This window comes from Paenibacillus sp. SRL342 (assembly GCF_984798905.1).
The window spans coordinates 2156677-2171421 of sequence record NZ_OZ481790.1; the positions used below are offsets into that span (position 1 = coordinate 2156677).

General features: G+C 45.9%; 18 protein-coding genes. 16 read left to right on the forward strand and 2 right to left on the reverse strand.

What is annotated here, in order from left to right:
* Positions 1 to 4 precede the first annotated feature (4 nt).
* The 12 genes from AC4E8D_RS10000 to AC4E8D_RS10055 all read left to right on the forward strand — a co-directional run bounded on the left by AC4E8D_RS10000 (position 5) and on the right by AC4E8D_RS10055 (position 9469).
* Positions 5 to 2083 carry a hypothetical protein gene (locus tag AC4E8D_RS10000; RefSeq protein ID WP_490206180.1) on the forward strand — a complete coding sequence of 693 codons (2079 nt, stop codon included), beginning with the start codon at positions 5 to 7 and terminating at the stop codon, positions 2081 to 2083.
* 42 nt (positions 2084 to 2125) lie between these two features.
* On the forward strand, positions 2126 to 2689 hold the full coding sequence (locus tag AC4E8D_RS10005) for a stalk domain-containing protein (protein WP_490206181.1): 564 nt from the start codon (positions 2126 to 2128) through the stop codon (positions 2687 to 2689).
* Positions 2686 to 3459, forward strand: coding sequence for a DUF4352 domain-containing protein (locus AC4E8D_RS10010; protein ID WP_490206182.1), 774 nt, complete (start codon positions 2686 to 2688; stop codon positions 3457 to 3459). The genes AC4E8D_RS10005 and AC4E8D_RS10010 overlap by 4 nt, the downstream gene beginning before the upstream one ends.
* A 66-nt stretch (positions 3460 to 3525) precedes the next feature.
* Positions 3526 to 3687 (forward strand): hypothetical protein, encoded by a 162-nt coding sequence (locus tag AC4E8D_RS10015; protein ID WP_179198447.1) that lies wholly within the window; start codon positions 3526 to 3528, stop codon positions 3685 to 3687.
* Complete coding sequence (locus tag AC4E8D_RS10020) at positions 3677 to 3895, forward strand: hypothetical protein (protein ID WP_490206183.1); 219 nt, start codon at positions 3677 to 3679, stop codon at positions 3893 to 3895. Before AC4E8D_RS10015 ends, AC4E8D_RS10020 begins: the two co-directional genes overlap by 11 nt.
* On the forward strand, positions 3849 to 6623 hold the full coding sequence (locus tag AC4E8D_RS10025) for a hypothetical protein (protein ID WP_490206184.1): 2775 nt from the start codon (positions 3849 to 3851) through the stop codon (positions 6621 to 6623). Before AC4E8D_RS10020 ends, AC4E8D_RS10025 begins: the two co-directional genes overlap by 47 nt.
* A 12-nt stretch (positions 6624 to 6635) precedes the next feature.
* The gene (locus AC4E8D_RS10030; RefSeq protein WP_490206185.1) at positions 6636 to 7154 is read left to right on the forward strand and encodes a hypothetical protein; all 519 of its coding nucleotides are present in this window, start codon (positions 6636 to 6638) and stop codon (positions 7152 to 7154) included.
* A gap of 55 nt (positions 7155 to 7209) precedes the next feature.
* On the forward strand, positions 7210 to 7341 hold the full coding sequence (locus AC4E8D_RS10035; RefSeq protein ID WP_490206186.1) for a hypothetical protein: 132 nt from the start codon (positions 7210 to 7212) through the stop codon (positions 7339 to 7341).
* 88 nt (positions 7342 to 7429) lie between these two features.
* Positions 7430 to 7825 (forward strand): hypothetical protein, encoded by a 396-nt coding sequence (locus AC4E8D_RS10040; protein ID WP_336759453.1) that lies wholly within the window; start codon positions 7430 to 7432, stop codon positions 7823 to 7825.
* Position 7826: 1 nt separating this feature from the next.
* Complete coding sequence (locus tag AC4E8D_RS10045) at positions 7827 to 8105, forward strand: phage holin family protein (RefSeq protein WP_490206187.1); 279 nt, start codon at positions 7827 to 7829, stop codon at positions 8103 to 8105.
* Positions 8092 to 8775, forward strand: a complete 684-nt coding sequence (locus AC4E8D_RS10050; protein WP_490206188.1) for an N-acetylmuramoyl-L-alanine amidase — start codon at positions 8092 to 8094, stop codon at positions 8773 to 8775. The genes AC4E8D_RS10045 and AC4E8D_RS10050 overlap by 14 nt, the downstream gene beginning before the upstream one ends.
* 466 nt (positions 8776 to 9241) lie before the next feature.
* A complete protein-coding gene (locus AC4E8D_RS10055; RefSeq protein ID WP_490206189.1) occupies positions 9242 to 9469 on the forward strand; it encodes a helix-turn-helix domain-containing protein in 228 nt (75 codons plus the stop codon).
* Between the two features lie 18 nt (positions 9470 to 9487).
* Here the strand turns inward: AC4E8D_RS10055 and AC4E8D_RS10060 are convergent, their stop codons facing one another.
* Positions 9488 to 9751: a hypothetical protein gene (locus AC4E8D_RS10060; RefSeq protein ID WP_490206190.1), complete on the reverse strand. Its 264-nt coding sequence runs from the start codon at positions 9749 to 9751 to the stop codon at positions 9488 to 9490.
* Positions 9752 to 10111: 360 nt separating this feature from the next.
* Positions 10112 to 10324, reverse strand: coding sequence for a helix-turn-helix domain-containing protein (locus AC4E8D_RS10065; RefSeq protein WP_490206191.1), 213 nt, complete (start codon positions 10322 to 10324; stop codon positions 10112 to 10114).
* Positions 10325 to 10502: 178 nt separating this feature from the next.
* Here AC4E8D_RS10065 and AC4E8D_RS10070 point away from each other — a divergent pair, with 178 nt between their 5' ends.
* The 4 genes from AC4E8D_RS10070 to mdh all read left to right on the forward strand — a co-directional run bounded on the left by AC4E8D_RS10070 (position 10503) and on the right by mdh (position 14674).
* Positions 10503 to 10724, forward strand: a complete 222-nt coding sequence (locus tag AC4E8D_RS10070) for a helix-turn-helix domain-containing protein (protein ID WP_490206192.1) — start codon at positions 10503 to 10505, stop codon at positions 10722 to 10724.
* A 440-nt stretch (positions 10725 to 11164) separates the two neighbouring features.
* On the forward strand, positions 11165 to 12277 hold the full coding sequence (gene citZ / locus AC4E8D_RS10075; RefSeq protein ID WP_017689488.1) for a citrate synthase: 1113 nt from the start codon (positions 11165 to 11167) through the stop codon (positions 12275 to 12277).
* Positions 12278 to 12424: 147 nt separating this feature from the next.
* Entirely contained in the window at positions 12425 to 13717 is a 1293-nt protein-coding gene (icd, locus tag AC4E8D_RS10080; RefSeq protein WP_036609828.1) for an NADP-dependent isocitrate dehydrogenase, read from the forward strand.
* A 15-nt stretch (positions 13718 to 13732) separates the two neighbouring features.
* Entirely contained in the window at positions 13733 to 14674 is a 942-nt protein-coding gene (gene mdh / locus AC4E8D_RS10085; protein ID WP_076318370.1) for a malate dehydrogenase, read from the forward strand.
* Positions 14675 to 14745: the final 71 nt, after the last annotated feature.

Genomic DNA, 14745 nt, shown 5'->3' on the forward strand with positions numbered 1-14745 from the left:
TCAAATGTATCCAATATCGCCGCTCTACACAGATTATTTAAGACGGCCGGACCGAGAATTTATCGTCAAGGCTCTGGTACAGTCAGAGGAATATGATAGCAGCAAAATTGTGGACTTTAGTATTGAAAACAGCTTGAGCCTGAACGATGGCTTTGAGATCGGAACGGCTATCCCGAGCAAACTTACGATCAGGTTGCGAACGAATGAAATCATCCCAGCAAATGCGCGAATCGTGCCGTACCTGTCCTTATCCATGGCGGGTATGACGTGGCTACAAGCGCAGTACCCTTGGCAGGATATGCATGTCTCCTGGACAGGTGACGGAACAGATTGGCTGCCGCTGGGTGAGTTCTTCGTTGATGGCAGGGAGAAAGTGAATGACGTATGGACCTTTACCTGTTATGACAAGCTGGTTTTTGCGGATGTCGCTTACATATCATCCTTGACGTATCCGACTACGCAACGTGCTGTGTTCAATGAGATTTGCAACCGGCTGGGCTGGACGTATGACAGCAGCGTGGTGATCAATCCAGCGTATCAGATACAGGCAGGGCCAGCGGGGTACAGTATGCGTCAGGTGCTGTCCTATATCGCTTCTGCCAATAGCGCAAGCATTTATATTGACAAGGCGGGTACCGTGAAATTCAAACGGTTCACGGCTGCTGATACTCCAGTTTTTGATATGACCACGGCCGATTACGTACAGGTGAAGCAAACCAATCCAGTGAAGACATACACACGGGTTGTGGTCACCTACAACACCGAAGATGAATTGCAGTACGAAGCCGGGACAGGTGATGATAACCATACGTTGTATGTGGAAAATCCCTTTGCTACTCAGGCGGTCACAAACGGCCTTCTAGCAGCTTTGAACGGGTTCTCCTATCTGCCACTCACAATGGACGCTAGGGGATTCCCACAGCTAGAACAGGGTGACGTCATCGGGTTTGAACAGCAGGAAGGCACAACCTGGGACGAGACGGTATCGACATGGCAGGATACACACATTCCGTGGGACGGCATCATGCGGTACAAGACAGTCATTCTTCATCAAGTGTTCAACTTTGCTGGTGGTCTACGGATGACGCTGGAAGCACCTTCTGTTTCTGAGCAGCAGAGTGAATTTGTGGTGGATGGTACGTTAACCGCTGCCGTCAATAAGCTGAACAAAGATGCGATCAAGGAAGGGAAATCTTATTACGGGGCAACCATTACCCGAACTGAGGGCCTGACCATTGAACGCGAGGACCATGCCAGTAAGGTGATTCTGAACAGTGATAAGATGTCGTTCCAGGCTGATGGTCAAGATGCAATCTATTTCGACATCCCAAGCAGACGGTATAAGTTTAACGGGACGCTGGAAGCCACGGATGGAGTATTCAGTGGAAACCTTCAGGCGGCTGGTGGATCATTCACCGGAACGCTCGAAGGTGTTGATGGAACGTTCGGCGGCACTGTCACTGGGGGGCGTTTTGTAGGCGGAAGTATTCAAATAGGCAATTCATTTTCGGTTAATGAATCTGGCCATATGGTTGCTGTAGGCGGGGAATTCAGTGGAACGATTACGGCAGCCGTTATAAACGGTGTCCAAATAAACGGATCTACCATTGTCGGTTCTGTGCTCAAGACTGCTGAGAGTGGTAGACGAATTGAAATCGATCAGGCAGGCTGGAGATCAATAGATGCGTCTAATCGTAAGAGAGTTAGCATTGGATATAACGATGCAGCGGGAATGGCGGGGCTTACGTTCTTTAATGAGTCTGAGAGTCTTATGGGTCAGTTGTATGCCTCCAGCGGTAGCTTCTCGCTAATAGGACAGTCGGATATGTTGATTAGAGCGTTGAGTGGATGGTTGTCCATGCAGGGGAATATTGATTTTTCTTTTGCGAATATCATCGGGATTGATATTGCAGATATTTCAGGATTGCAGAGTCAATTGACTAGCATGCAAACTCAACTATCAAGTCTAATGTCGAATTTCAGCACGCACAGACACAGCGTAACCACTTCACATCACAATCACGGCAATAATCAGAATCTGCCGAATACTGGTGGTGGAACCTTTACGACAACTACCCCGTAATGTATCATAATAGGTAAATTGAACCAATACGGAGGTCGCGAGATGAAAAAGGTTGCATATATTGCCGGTGGAATTTTAATCGGTTTTGTTTTTTCGACAACTGCAGGTGTTTTTGCTGACACTGTTAAAAGCGTTGTTGGGAAGAAAGTGACGGGTGAATATAACATTGTTGTAGATGGTAAGTCTCTTTCTGAAAAAGGCGCAGTAATAGATTCGAGAGCGAACGTGCCTGCACGTGCTCTTTCGGAAGCTTTAGGAGCTGATGTACAAGTGTCGGGCAAAACAATCACAATTACCTCGGGAAACGTTGAATCTGGCAGCGCAGAAGCGACATTGCCAGTATCTAACGCATATTCAGGAAAATCGAAAGAGTACCTCGAACTTATGAAAAATGAGTACAATACTAAAATATTGCCACCTCTGGTTGAAGTGAGAAATAAAAAAGCGGCTGTGCTTGCCGAGTCAGAGAAATCTAGTGGTGGCGGTGAGCTGTCAGCCCAGGCAAACCAATCTTTGAAAGAGGAAGTCGCTGATCTGAATGCAGAGATCTCTAAATACGAGTCAGAACTTGCGCTAATTGAGGAAGCGTTGGAGGTCGCGAAATGAAAAAAGTCATCTCGGGAGTTTTAGCAGTGACGTTATTGCTTGGTAGCACTACAGTGATGGCGGCTTCATCTGGTTTGCTGGGTCAGAAGGTGCAAGGACTATTCTCAGTTGAACAGAATGGTAATAAGATAGCGGATGCTGTTGTTATTAACGGATCTACTTACGTACCTGTACGAGCTATTGCTGAAGCAACTGGAACATCCATAAAAGTTGAAGGTAAGAAAATTATTATTGGTGACACCTCTTCAACAGCACCGAGCAAAAATACCAATACTGGAAACAACAATACTAGTGGCAATAATTCATCCACTTCTAATAACCGAGCAAATCCAGCATCGGTTGGCACGACACTTCCGTTTACTGTAAAGGATATACTGAGCGATTACGGCGGTACAATAAACATCCAGGAAGTTATTCGTGGTGAACAGGCATGGCAGATGATTCATGAAGCCAACATGTTCAATGATGAACCCGCTGCCGGATACGAATATATGCTTGCAAAAGCGAAAGTGACAATTACCAGAAATGCTAAAGCGGATACTGCCGTTGATCTCTGGAACGGTGATTTTACGCTAGTTTCTACTTCCGGAACAGCTTATGATAATCAGTCGGTAGTAACTCCTGATCCGAAGATAGATGCAAGCATTTATGCTGGATCTTCCAATGAGGGTTGGGTAGTGTTCATGGTTAAGAAGAATGATGAATCGCCGTTGATTGCGTTCGAACGAAAGTATGATGGATCAGGCGGAGTATGGTTCAAAACAAAATAGATTCAAACATTACAGAGAGTCCATATGCATGGGCTCTTTTTTGTTGCCTAAAAAGGAGTGAAAGGCATGGAAGAACAGCGATTACGTGAGATCATCCGTGAGGAATTGATTGCCCATGACGAACGGAACAAAGCTGAGGTTATCACGATCCGGGTCAATGATCAGATGAAAGCAACCATGCTTGGAATCATGAAGAATATGAATTGGGGTGGCACAAGTGAAAATTAGGAAAGTGCTAGAGCTGTCCATCGATGTAGATAACGTGTTTAATGATTTGCCACATATTCTGCGGGCATTGCTTGATACGATGCCCAACAGTGAATCGAAGCTTGCCTTACTCAACACAATCAAGATGGACGTGGATCATTTTTTGAAAGGAGCTGAAACCGATGGCAAACAGGTACGGGACACTGGTCGGATCGAAAAAGATCAGTGAGGATTTTCAAACGATAAATGTCGGCTTTGACCGTGTGCAGGCCGAAATGGACACCAAGGGTACTCCTGCAGATGCCCAGGCAAAAGCCGATGCTGCTAAGGCGGCTGCTATTGCCGCGGCTTCTGCTGATCTGGCAGCCCACAAGGCCCGCGGGGCAGATGAGCACCCGACAGCAAAAGGGAATGCAGCGGGGTTTATGAGTGCGGCCGACAAGCTCAAATCTGATGCCAGCACCAACGCCGCAACCCCCGACACCCTCATGCAACGTGACGCAGCAGGCCGCGCCAAGGTGACGGCTCCAGTAGCGGCAGATGACATTGCCCGGAAGGCAGAGACAGACGCCGTACAATCAAATCTGGACAGCCACGCAGCGGATACTGATATTCACGTTACTGCTGAGGATCATGCCAAGCTGGATGGTATTGCTGAAGGTGCAGAGGTTAATCAAAATGCATTTTCCAAGGTGAATGATGTAGAAGCTTCCAGCAAGACCGATACAGTTACTTTTGTGGGTGGTACCGGGATTGCCGTTACAACGAATCCGTCTACCAAACAGGTAACGGTCACAGCTACGGGAACGGCCACTCCTGGTGCCCATGCATCATCCCACGTTACTGGTGGGTCTGACGTGATTCCAGATGCTGTGACAGACGGAGACAGCGGCCTAATGAGCGGCGCAGATGCCAAGTTTGTCCGAGTGGACGGGGAAACGAAGGCAGGAGCGCAGGCGAAGGCTGATGCAGTGCAGGAGTATGTAGACGGTAGGCTGAACACGCCTGAGCGTGCAGCTATTACACTCCAACCAGGTATCCACGTAGTTCAGGCAGAACAGGATGCAGCGTTTAAGCTGGCGGGGCTGCAAGGCCGGACGGTTCTTAACTACCAAAGCCAGATTAGTATCTTTGGAGTACTCAACCCTTATGTGATCCGGTACGGGGAGAATTTGATATCACCGTTTTATGAATGGACGAAAACCGGACATACAAGCAACGATACCGATCCCTATGGTTTGATGGGAACTTTGGTTTCTTCCGCAATCGGAAGTGATGCGTTCGCTTCTTACAATATAGATGTGATCGGTAATCAGGATTACACCTTAAGCAATCCGGTCAGCTCCACAGGCTTCATGCGTATTTCAACATACAATAGCGCGGGTACAAGGATTCAGGGGATTTTCGTTAAGCCGGGAGAATCCAAAACAATAAAAATGGCTGCTACTGCTGTGCGTTTGAGCGTGGTTCTGTCGGGCGTAACTGCATACACAGATGAATTCGACTCAACTAAATGGACCTGGCAAGCAGGTACAAGTCGTATTTTCACTAATCCAATGCTTGTCATCGGAAATATAGCCAAAACATTCAAACCACGTGAAGACGCCATGCTTGCGCTACAAACAGAGCTGCACGCCAATCCAGATACAGGAGCTAACCCGGATATGGTGTTTGAGCGAGATGGGAAGTATTTCAAGTTGAAGAAGTGGCATAAGTTCGATGTGAACGGAGCAATCACTTATGCATTATGGGGAAATGGGACTGGTTTTAAGTTAATTAACGCTTTATTGCATGGTCCACCTGCTGTAGATACAACTGGAAGAATGGTTAAATATGACGGAAAAGTAATTAAGGAATCGGATTACGTGACGGTTAGTACTGCAGCGGATAACTTGAATATAGGCGCAACCACCGGTACAATTTTTGACAATTTCCAAATTTCTATTGCCAACACAGACAGCGGATGGGGAGACTCATACACGCCTACAACCGACGAGATTAAGGCGTATTTCATGGGCTGGCGCATGGCGAATAATGGCGATTGGGGTCCTTATAATGGTACGGGGACTAAGGTATGGAAGAACATTTTGAGATACCAAGATTCAGGAGGAGAGACGGCATATATCTTGCCGACTACTAATGTGCCAAATTGGACTCCATACCAACTCCTATACCAGCTTGCAACGCCAGTCGTGGAACCGATCACATCTGAGGGGCAATTAACTTTTGTTCAGGGAGCTAATCAGGTCGAGGTCGGTTCAGGTATTGTGTTACGTGAGAGTGCCAAGCCTCAAATAAGTGATTATGGGACGTACATTAACTCAGCTTTTCCGGGTTTTGAACAAACGAGGTTGAAACACCGGACAAGCAAAATTCTCACTCTGTTCAAGGACAGCAAATTCGATCCTTCTTGGGTTAGGAATACGTTAGATGCCTATGGAGCGGAACGAGCTGTTCTTTCAGCCTACGATCCTTCCGCAGCTTACAGTGTCACATACCTGATGCTGGACAAATATCCTGCTGTAGACTTCGCTGGAACGTATGCAGAGAATGAAAAGGGGCTGTTGCTGGATGCTGTTCGAACGCTTCAAGAAAACACGACTCGGATAACAGTCCTTGAAAGCAAGAAGGCAGAGAAGGACGCTCCTGCATGGATAACGCCTACACTGCTCAATAACTGGATTAATTATGGTGGTTCAGAGGACGGAGCAGGATATAGAAGGGACAGCGATGGCTATGTCCACTTGAGAGGACTTGTTAAACTTGGTGTAGCTGGAGCAATGGTCTTTAAGTTGCCTATAGGGTACCGACCAAAATCTATACTCAGGTTACCTATTACAGGAGCTGCAAAATTCGGTGAGATGACTATCGGAGTTGATGGCGGGATCTACTTTAACACTGGCATTGACGGAACATACGTATCAATGTTTATACCGCCGTTTGCCGCTGAACAATAAAGGAGGGATCATATGAAAGCCGTACCTAAAGTAAATACAGACGGACTCTATTTGGAGGACGAGTTGGTGGACGATGCCTTTTCCGGTGTCGTCCCTTTTTATGTCGAACCAGAGCCAGTGGTATTTATTCCTGATGCGCCTGAACAGCCTGTGGAGCCTGATGTGCCGGAAGAGGACGAGGAAGAGGTAGACAGGGAGATTGCGGGGTATATCGTTGGCGTACCGGTCTCTGCTGGCCTGTTCCGTCCACGTTTTGACTTAGCGGCATGGGTAGCATATCAGGACGCTATGAAGGATGGTCCGCAGGAAACATTTCCTGAGCTGTGGGTGGAGGGATTAAGTCAGGAAGAAATCGACGAGTTGACCAAACCACAGCCAGAAGAACCTTCTGAGATGGATATGCTTCAGCAACGCCTAATCGAAGCGGAAGCTGAGAATAAGCGTCTGGCAGAGGAAAGCAACGCCAATCAGCTTGCCCTTATGGAGTTGCATATGCTTGTGTTAAGTGTGGTGTCACCGGATGAGGGTTAAGCTTGCTTGGCTGCTGATTCGGTGGGCTGTAGCACTCATGAGAGGGGGTGAGTCTATGTTAGCAGTATACGTAATGATGATCCACAAAAACCTGATCAAGCTGGAGCAAGTACCAGCAGGCAGCCGTGATAAAGTGGCCGCTGCTTTGCAAGCCGGAGACATGGACCAAAACGGAAATATCGTGTAACAGGCGTTCCCATGTGGAGCGCTATTTTTGTGCCCTCTGGAGTGGTCAGGGGGCTTTTTCATATTAGATAGAGACGGGGGATTGGCGTATGGAAGCCATACCAGGAGGTGTGAACGACATGCAGGTGCAGGATGTAAATACGATTGTGGATTTGAAGGTTCAACTGGCCCGGATTGAAGAAGCCTTAAAACCTTTGGCGGCTTTGGCTCCAGGTGTAGCAGAGGTTAGAGAGATTTCCAAAGAAGCCTTGCAGACAGCACAGCAAACGGCTTTGAGACTCGTTGAACTTGAAGCTGAACTGAAGAAGACAACCGATGTAGCCCATGAAGCCAAGCGCAATGCGGCAGATGCGCTGACACGTTTAAATAAGCATGACGAGGACCAAAAATGGCTAAAACGTACCGTGTATGGTGCGGCATTAACTGGATTGACTGGACTTCTTATCGCGGCTGTATGGGCCGGAATTAAGTTAGGGGGAATGTAGTGTGGAATGGGACATTATTCAAGGGTTGATTGATGGCCGGCTGCTGATCGTATTGGCAGCCTGCTGGGTGATCGGGTATGTATTGAAGTCAACGCCGAAGGTACAGGATTGGACTATCATTTATATCGTTTCCGGTGTAGCTATTGTATTTTCTATCCTGATGCTTGGTCTGAGTGTTGAGAGCGTGGTACAGGGCATCTTGGTTGGTGCTGTGGCGATTTACGGTAATCAGTTGGTAAAGCAGACGAAAAAGGGGTCGAATCATAATGAACTATCGTAAAGACCATATCCCGAGATCCACACCAAATAGTCGTCGTTCGGGAATCTCCATGAATCCAACAACGATCACTATTCATAACACAGGGAATGCAAAGAGCTCTGCAGCGAATGAACGTGCTTGGCTCACCAATCCTACAAATGCCCGTCAGGCCAGTTATCACATTGTTGTGGACGAGAAAGAAGCGGTTGAATGCATTCCGCTTATGGAGAATGCTTGGCATGCTGGAGACGGCAGCGGAGCCGCTTCAGGGAATAGGACATCAATCGGTTTAGAAATCTGTGAGTCAGGCAATTATGCTCTGACTTTGGAAAACGCCACGGATCTGGTGGCAAAGATGCTGAGGGAGCGTGGGTGGGGCGTGGATCGGCTGAGACGCCACTTTGACTGGTCCGGTAAGATCTGCCCACGTCTGATGTATGATGGCGGTAAATGGACAGGCTGGTCCCTATTCAAGGCTGCAGTTAATGTGAAGCTTGGGCAGATCGATAAACAGAAAGAGGATGAAGCCGCTATGGATAAGGCAACCGTTATTGTGAATGGGAAGAAGATCAAAGATGGTGTGTTGATCAAGGGGGAAACGTTTGTTCCGCTAAGAGCCGTGGGAGAATCTATTGGTGCTAAGATCGGATGGGACAATAAGTCTAAGACCGCTACGCTTACAATTGAATAAACCCAAGCGCTTGGAAATCTAAAAGGCCCTACCAGTTAATCTGGCGGGGCCTTTTTTGCGTTCTTAGACATGAAGATAAAACCTATTGACTAAAGTAAATAGATATGGTATATTATTTATGGGAGGTGAGAACAAGGATGAAGAAAAAAAGGAGAAAGAAAAAGGAACTCCCGGTGGACAAGCTGGTTACGCTTCTCACGGCCATTGTCAGCTTGCTTACCGCAGTAGTCAACCTCATCATAGTCCTTCGCCGTTAGGCGGGACTTGAGGGTAGCACGGTCGGTTAATCCCAAAGGCCGACCGTGTGAGTTCCTTAATCCTTCTCTTCCCTTAGTATAGCATGACAAGAAGGGAGCATGTATAATCATGAGTATGTCAAAAATAACTAAAGTGACTTTGATCATCAGTTTGCTTTCGCTGGGTCTAAGTGTCGCTACAATGGTAATATTGATTACGAGGTGATTTGATGGAACGGGACGATCTGATCCGCATCATACAAGAGAACGTACTAACATCTGCTGAAACAGTGGAGCTGCTTGGCGTGTCCAAGCAAAATCTACTGTCCTTAGTTCAGCGTGGTAAATTGCAGCCAGTCAAAGAGTCCGGGTCAGTTCGTCTCTTTCTCAAATCGGATGTTGAGGGCCGTAAGCGAGAGGCGGAACAGTTGCGTGAGAAGTATAGACCATATGAATGAATATTTGAGCCCACCAGCTTATTCCGGTGGGTTTTTCTCTTTTTGCTTTAAAGGCTTTTTCGTAAGTGTTTTATAATACTCGAATGGCACACCCTTGTAATGCCATCTGTTCTCCTGCTTGTCCCTCTTCTGAATGATGACCTTGAGTTCCATATTGCTAACCTTCCGCTGAAACGCGGCTGCGTACTCCTTGCATTGTTTAATCCCTCTTTCCTCAGTTTCACTATAGAAAACGTGAAGCGAGAATCCATTAGCCATAACTTCCATTCTGTAAAGGTTCATTGGTATGTGGCCCTCTCATGTAGAATTATGCTGAAAATCATCCCTAAAACATCCCAAAAAACATCCTTGACAATACAAATATACTATACAATGTAGAATATATTCGACAATATGATATTGGTTCACAGGAACATGTGTTCTGTGTATAATGATAGGTATATCTTTGAAGCGAAGTCAATTCCCAGTTTGAAGAAGCTAACAGATGTAAGGTTTTACCTACAGGACGTTCGACACATTATGACACAAATTGTCATGAGGAAAAGGTATCATTTACATATGTATCGGGAGGAGGAAAGTGTGAGAGGTTCAATAAAAAAACTATGGTTGAACCATATATTTACCCCAGGAGAGCCGACAGGCTCACTCAAAGACTATCTCGTATAATTCTTCCATTGGACAGTCCAGTACATAGGCGATGTGTAGCATTATATCGGCAGACATCTTATCCTGATTGTTAGCCCAATTAGATATAAGTTGCGGACTATACCCTGTCTTTCTGGATAGATCGATCTGCTTCATACGACGTTCTTTGAGCAATATCTTCAGTCGGCATCTCCCACGGGAGACTTTCACGTCAGATGCTCCTTTAAGCTAAATATTTCCTGTATGACGAAATGAGTATAGCACAGAGGGTTTAATGAGAAAAGCGTTTCACGCTGATCCTTCCCAATATTGAAAATATAGGGATTATGGATTAAAATAAGAACATAGGTTCTCGTTTTCGGAAAACAACAGAGAAGGGGTGCGCAACATGTATTTAAATGTCACCGAGGATGAAGTAGAAAAGACCAACTTAAAAAAGGCCCGTCAACGATTAGGCTTATCATTGGCTGAAGCTTCGAGGGCTCTTAATATCGCAGAGGAAAGATTACTAACATACGAAACAAAACCGTCAGAAATGGATATAGAAACAGCCGTCAATGTCGGGAGATTGTACAACACGGCACTACATAACTTGGACTTTTCAAATTAAATACTATGAATAGACGCACAAAAAGCAGGAGGTCTCCCCTGCTTTTTTTTAATATAATCCCACCACAAATCACCCACAAAGTAGGTGAAACAGAATGTAACTAAGTGAAACACAACGTAACAACAAATATTGAAAAAACCTTAATGTATCAAAGAAATTGAAACAATATGACACATGGTGAAACCGATTGCAACAGCCTAATGATTATCGGTCCGATAAAGAAGTTTGATGTGCGAATGAACTCTCATCATGTTCACATAAACGACAAAATCCAGTATGATGTTATAAGTAAATACCGATTGACAGATAGGAAAACCGCAGTTTGAAATATTTGTTAATTTTAAAATGAAAATGTTTACAAAAAGAGAATAGGTGCACTTTGGCACTTATATGCACTCTGGAATGGTTCCTGATTTCGCTTATTAAAGGAGAGATGTAATATGACAGCTACCAAAGGTCTGGAAGGCATCGTTGCAACAACCTCTTCGATCAGTTCTATTGTAGACGGTGTGCTCACATACCGTGGTTACGATATCGACGATTTGGCTGAACATGCCAGCTTTGAAGAAGTTGCCTATTTGTTGTGGTTTGGTAAATTGCCAACAACGGATGAACTGAAATCCCTTCGTAAAAGCCTGAGCGATTACGCGCCGATTCCGAGCGAGTTGATTGCACAAATCCAATTGTATCCGAAAAACGTCAGCACCATGGCAGCACTTCGTTCCGCTGTCTCTGCACTTGCACTGTACGACGAGCAAGCGGATGAGATGACAACGGAAGCGAATGAGAACAAAGCGGTTAAGTTGCAAGCACAGTTGCCAACGATTGTGGCAGCCATCGCCCGTATCCGTCAGGGTAAAGAACCTGTGGCTCCAAAAGAAGGCGCTTCCATCGCAGAGAACTTTTTATATATGATGACTGGTGAAGAACCATCCGAGACCGCAGTGAAAGCATTGGATCAAGCCCTTGTCCTGCATGCGGATCACGAGTTAAACGCTTCGACATTTGCAGCCCGTGTAACGGTTGCGACGCTGTCGGACATCTATTCTGGTGTAACTTCCGCCATTGGCGCACTGAAGGGACCACTGCATGGCGGTGCTAACGAAGCCGTTATGAAAATGTTGAATGAGATTGGTACGCCTGATCGACTTGAAGCGGCAATTCAGGAAAAACTGAATAATCGTGAAAAAATCATGGGCTTTGGACATCGGGTGTACAAAAACGGTGATCCACGTGCCAAACATCTACAGAAGATGTCCAAGGAACTTGGCGAGATGAACAATGATACGCGCCTGTATGATATGTCTGTGAAGATCGAGGAACTGGTAACAGGACAAAAAGGACTGAAGCCTAACGTAGACTTCTATTCTGCTTCTGTATATACCCAACTGGAGATCGAACAGGAATTGTTCACTCCAATCTTTGCGATCAGCCGGGTGTCTGGATGGACTGCGCATATTTTGGAACAGCTTGCGGACAATCGCATCATTCGTCCACGTGCGGAGTACACTGGCCCTACAGAACAGAAATACGTTTCTATTGAACTTCGCTAATAGCCGCAAAAACGGTATAATAATATAGACGGGGTGAAGGGTTGGAAAGCAGAGGCTTTACTGGCTTAGGCTCTCAGGACCCTTCTCTCAACAAGACTAGTGGTATGATGAATACTGCATATACGAAACCTAGGAGGAATTTTAACTATGAAATTAGAAAAATTTGCTCACCCAACTGAAGGCGAAAAAATCCAAATTGATAATGGTACACTTCAAGTACCTAGTAATCCAATCATTCCATTTATCGAAGGTGACGGTACAGGCCGTGATATCTGGAAAGCTTCCAAACGTGTATTGGATGCAGCTGTTGAAAAAGCTTATGATGGCAACAAAAAAATCGCATGGTATGAAGTGTTTGCTGGACAAAAAGCATTCGATACATACGGTGAGTGGTTGCCGAATGATACACTGGAAGCCATTCGTGAGTATATCGTAGCGATCAAAGGACCATTGACTACGCCAATCGGTGGCGGTATTCGTTCCCTGAACGTAGCCCTGCGTCAAGAGCTTGACCTGTACACATGCTTGCGTCCTGTTCGTTATTTCGACGGTGTACCTTCTCCGGTTAAACGTCCTGAGTTGGTAGACATGGTCATTTTCCGTGAGAACACAGAAGATATCTATGCAGGAATCGAGTATGCTGAAGGTTCTGAAGAAGTGAAAAAAGTGATCCAGTTCCTGCAACAGGAGATGGGTGCTAACAAAATCCGTTTCCCTGAGACTTCCGGTATTGGTATCAAACCAGTTTCTTCCGAAGGTTCGAAACGTCTGGTACGTGCAGCAGTGCAGTACGCAATTGACCATAACCGTAAGACGGTTACATTGGTACACAAAGGTAATATCATGAAATTCACAGAAGGTGCCTTCAAAAACTGGGGATATGAAGTGGCTGAAGAAGAGTTCGCTGACAAAGTATTCACATGGGCACAATACGACATCATCAAAGAAAACGAAGGTACAGATGCAGCGAATGCAGCACAAAAAGCTGCTGAAGATGCTGGTAAAATCATTGTAAAAGATGCGATTGCCGATATCGCTCTGCAACAAGTATTGACTCGTCCAGGCGAATTTGATGTTATCGCAACATTGAACCTGAACGGTGACTATCTGTCCGATGCACTTGCAGCGCAAGTTGGCGGAATTGGTATCGCTCCTGGAGCAAACATCAACTACGTAACAGGACATGCTATCTTCGAAGCAACTCACGGTACTGCACCTAAATACGCGGACAAAGATGTCGTGAACCCTGGTTCCGTTATTCTGTCCGGAGTAATGTTGCTTGAGCACTTGGGATGGCAAGAAGCAGCTAACCTGATCTACAAAGGTATGGAAACATCCATTAACAATAAAACAGTAACGTATGACTTTGCACGTCTGATGGACGGCGCTACTGAAGTGAAATGTTCTGAATTCGCGGATCAAATCATTAAAAACCTGTAAGGGGAGATGTGAATCTTGACTATTCAGCGCAAAAAAATCACAGTAGTCGGCGCCGGTTTTACCGGTGCTACGACCGCATTAATGCTTGCCCAAAAAGAACTCGGGGATGTTGTGCTGGTTGATATTCCTCAACTGGAGAACCCGACGAAGGGGAAAGCACTCGATATGATGGAAGCAAGTCCTGTTCAAGGATTTGACAGTCATATCGTCGGTACTTCCAACTACGAAGATACTGCAGGTTCTGAGATTGTAATCATCACCGCTGGCATCGCCCGTAAACCGGGTATGAGCCGCGACGATCTGGTCAATACGAATGCGGGTATCGTGAAGTCCGTTTGTGAAAATGTGAAAAAATATTGCCCTGATTCCATCGTCATTATTCTAAGCAACCCGGTGGATGCGATGACTTATGCAGCTTATCAGACCCTTGGTTTTCCTAAAAACCGTGTTATCGGTCAGTCAGGTGTTCTGGATACAGCACGTTATTGTACCTTCATTGCGCAAGAGCTGAATGTATCTGTTGAAGATGTTCGTGGTTTCGTTCTTGGCGGCCACGGAGACGACATGGTGCCCCTCGTTCGTTATTCGAGCGTAGGTGGTATTCCGATTGACACGCTGATTCCGGCAGACCGCATTGAGGCCATTGTTCAACGCACACGTGTTGGCGGAGGCGAGATTGTGAATTTGCTGGGTAACGGCAGTGCCTATTACGCACCAGCAGCTTCGCTTGTTCAGATGACCGAAGCCATTTTGAAGGACAAGAAACGTATCATTCCAGTGATCGCTTATCTTGAAGGTGAATATGGCTATAATGATCTGTTCCTCGGTGTACCAACCATTTTGGGTGGTAATGGCATTGAGAAAATATTCGAACTTGACCTGACAGCGGAAGAAAAAGCAGGATTGGACAAATCTGCTGATTCGGTTCGCAACGTCATTTCGGTAGTAAACCTGTAAGTTTGAAAACTTTTTGAACAGAAGCTAAAAGAAAACCTCCGGTAAACCCGGAGGTTTTCTTTTCTTTGGAT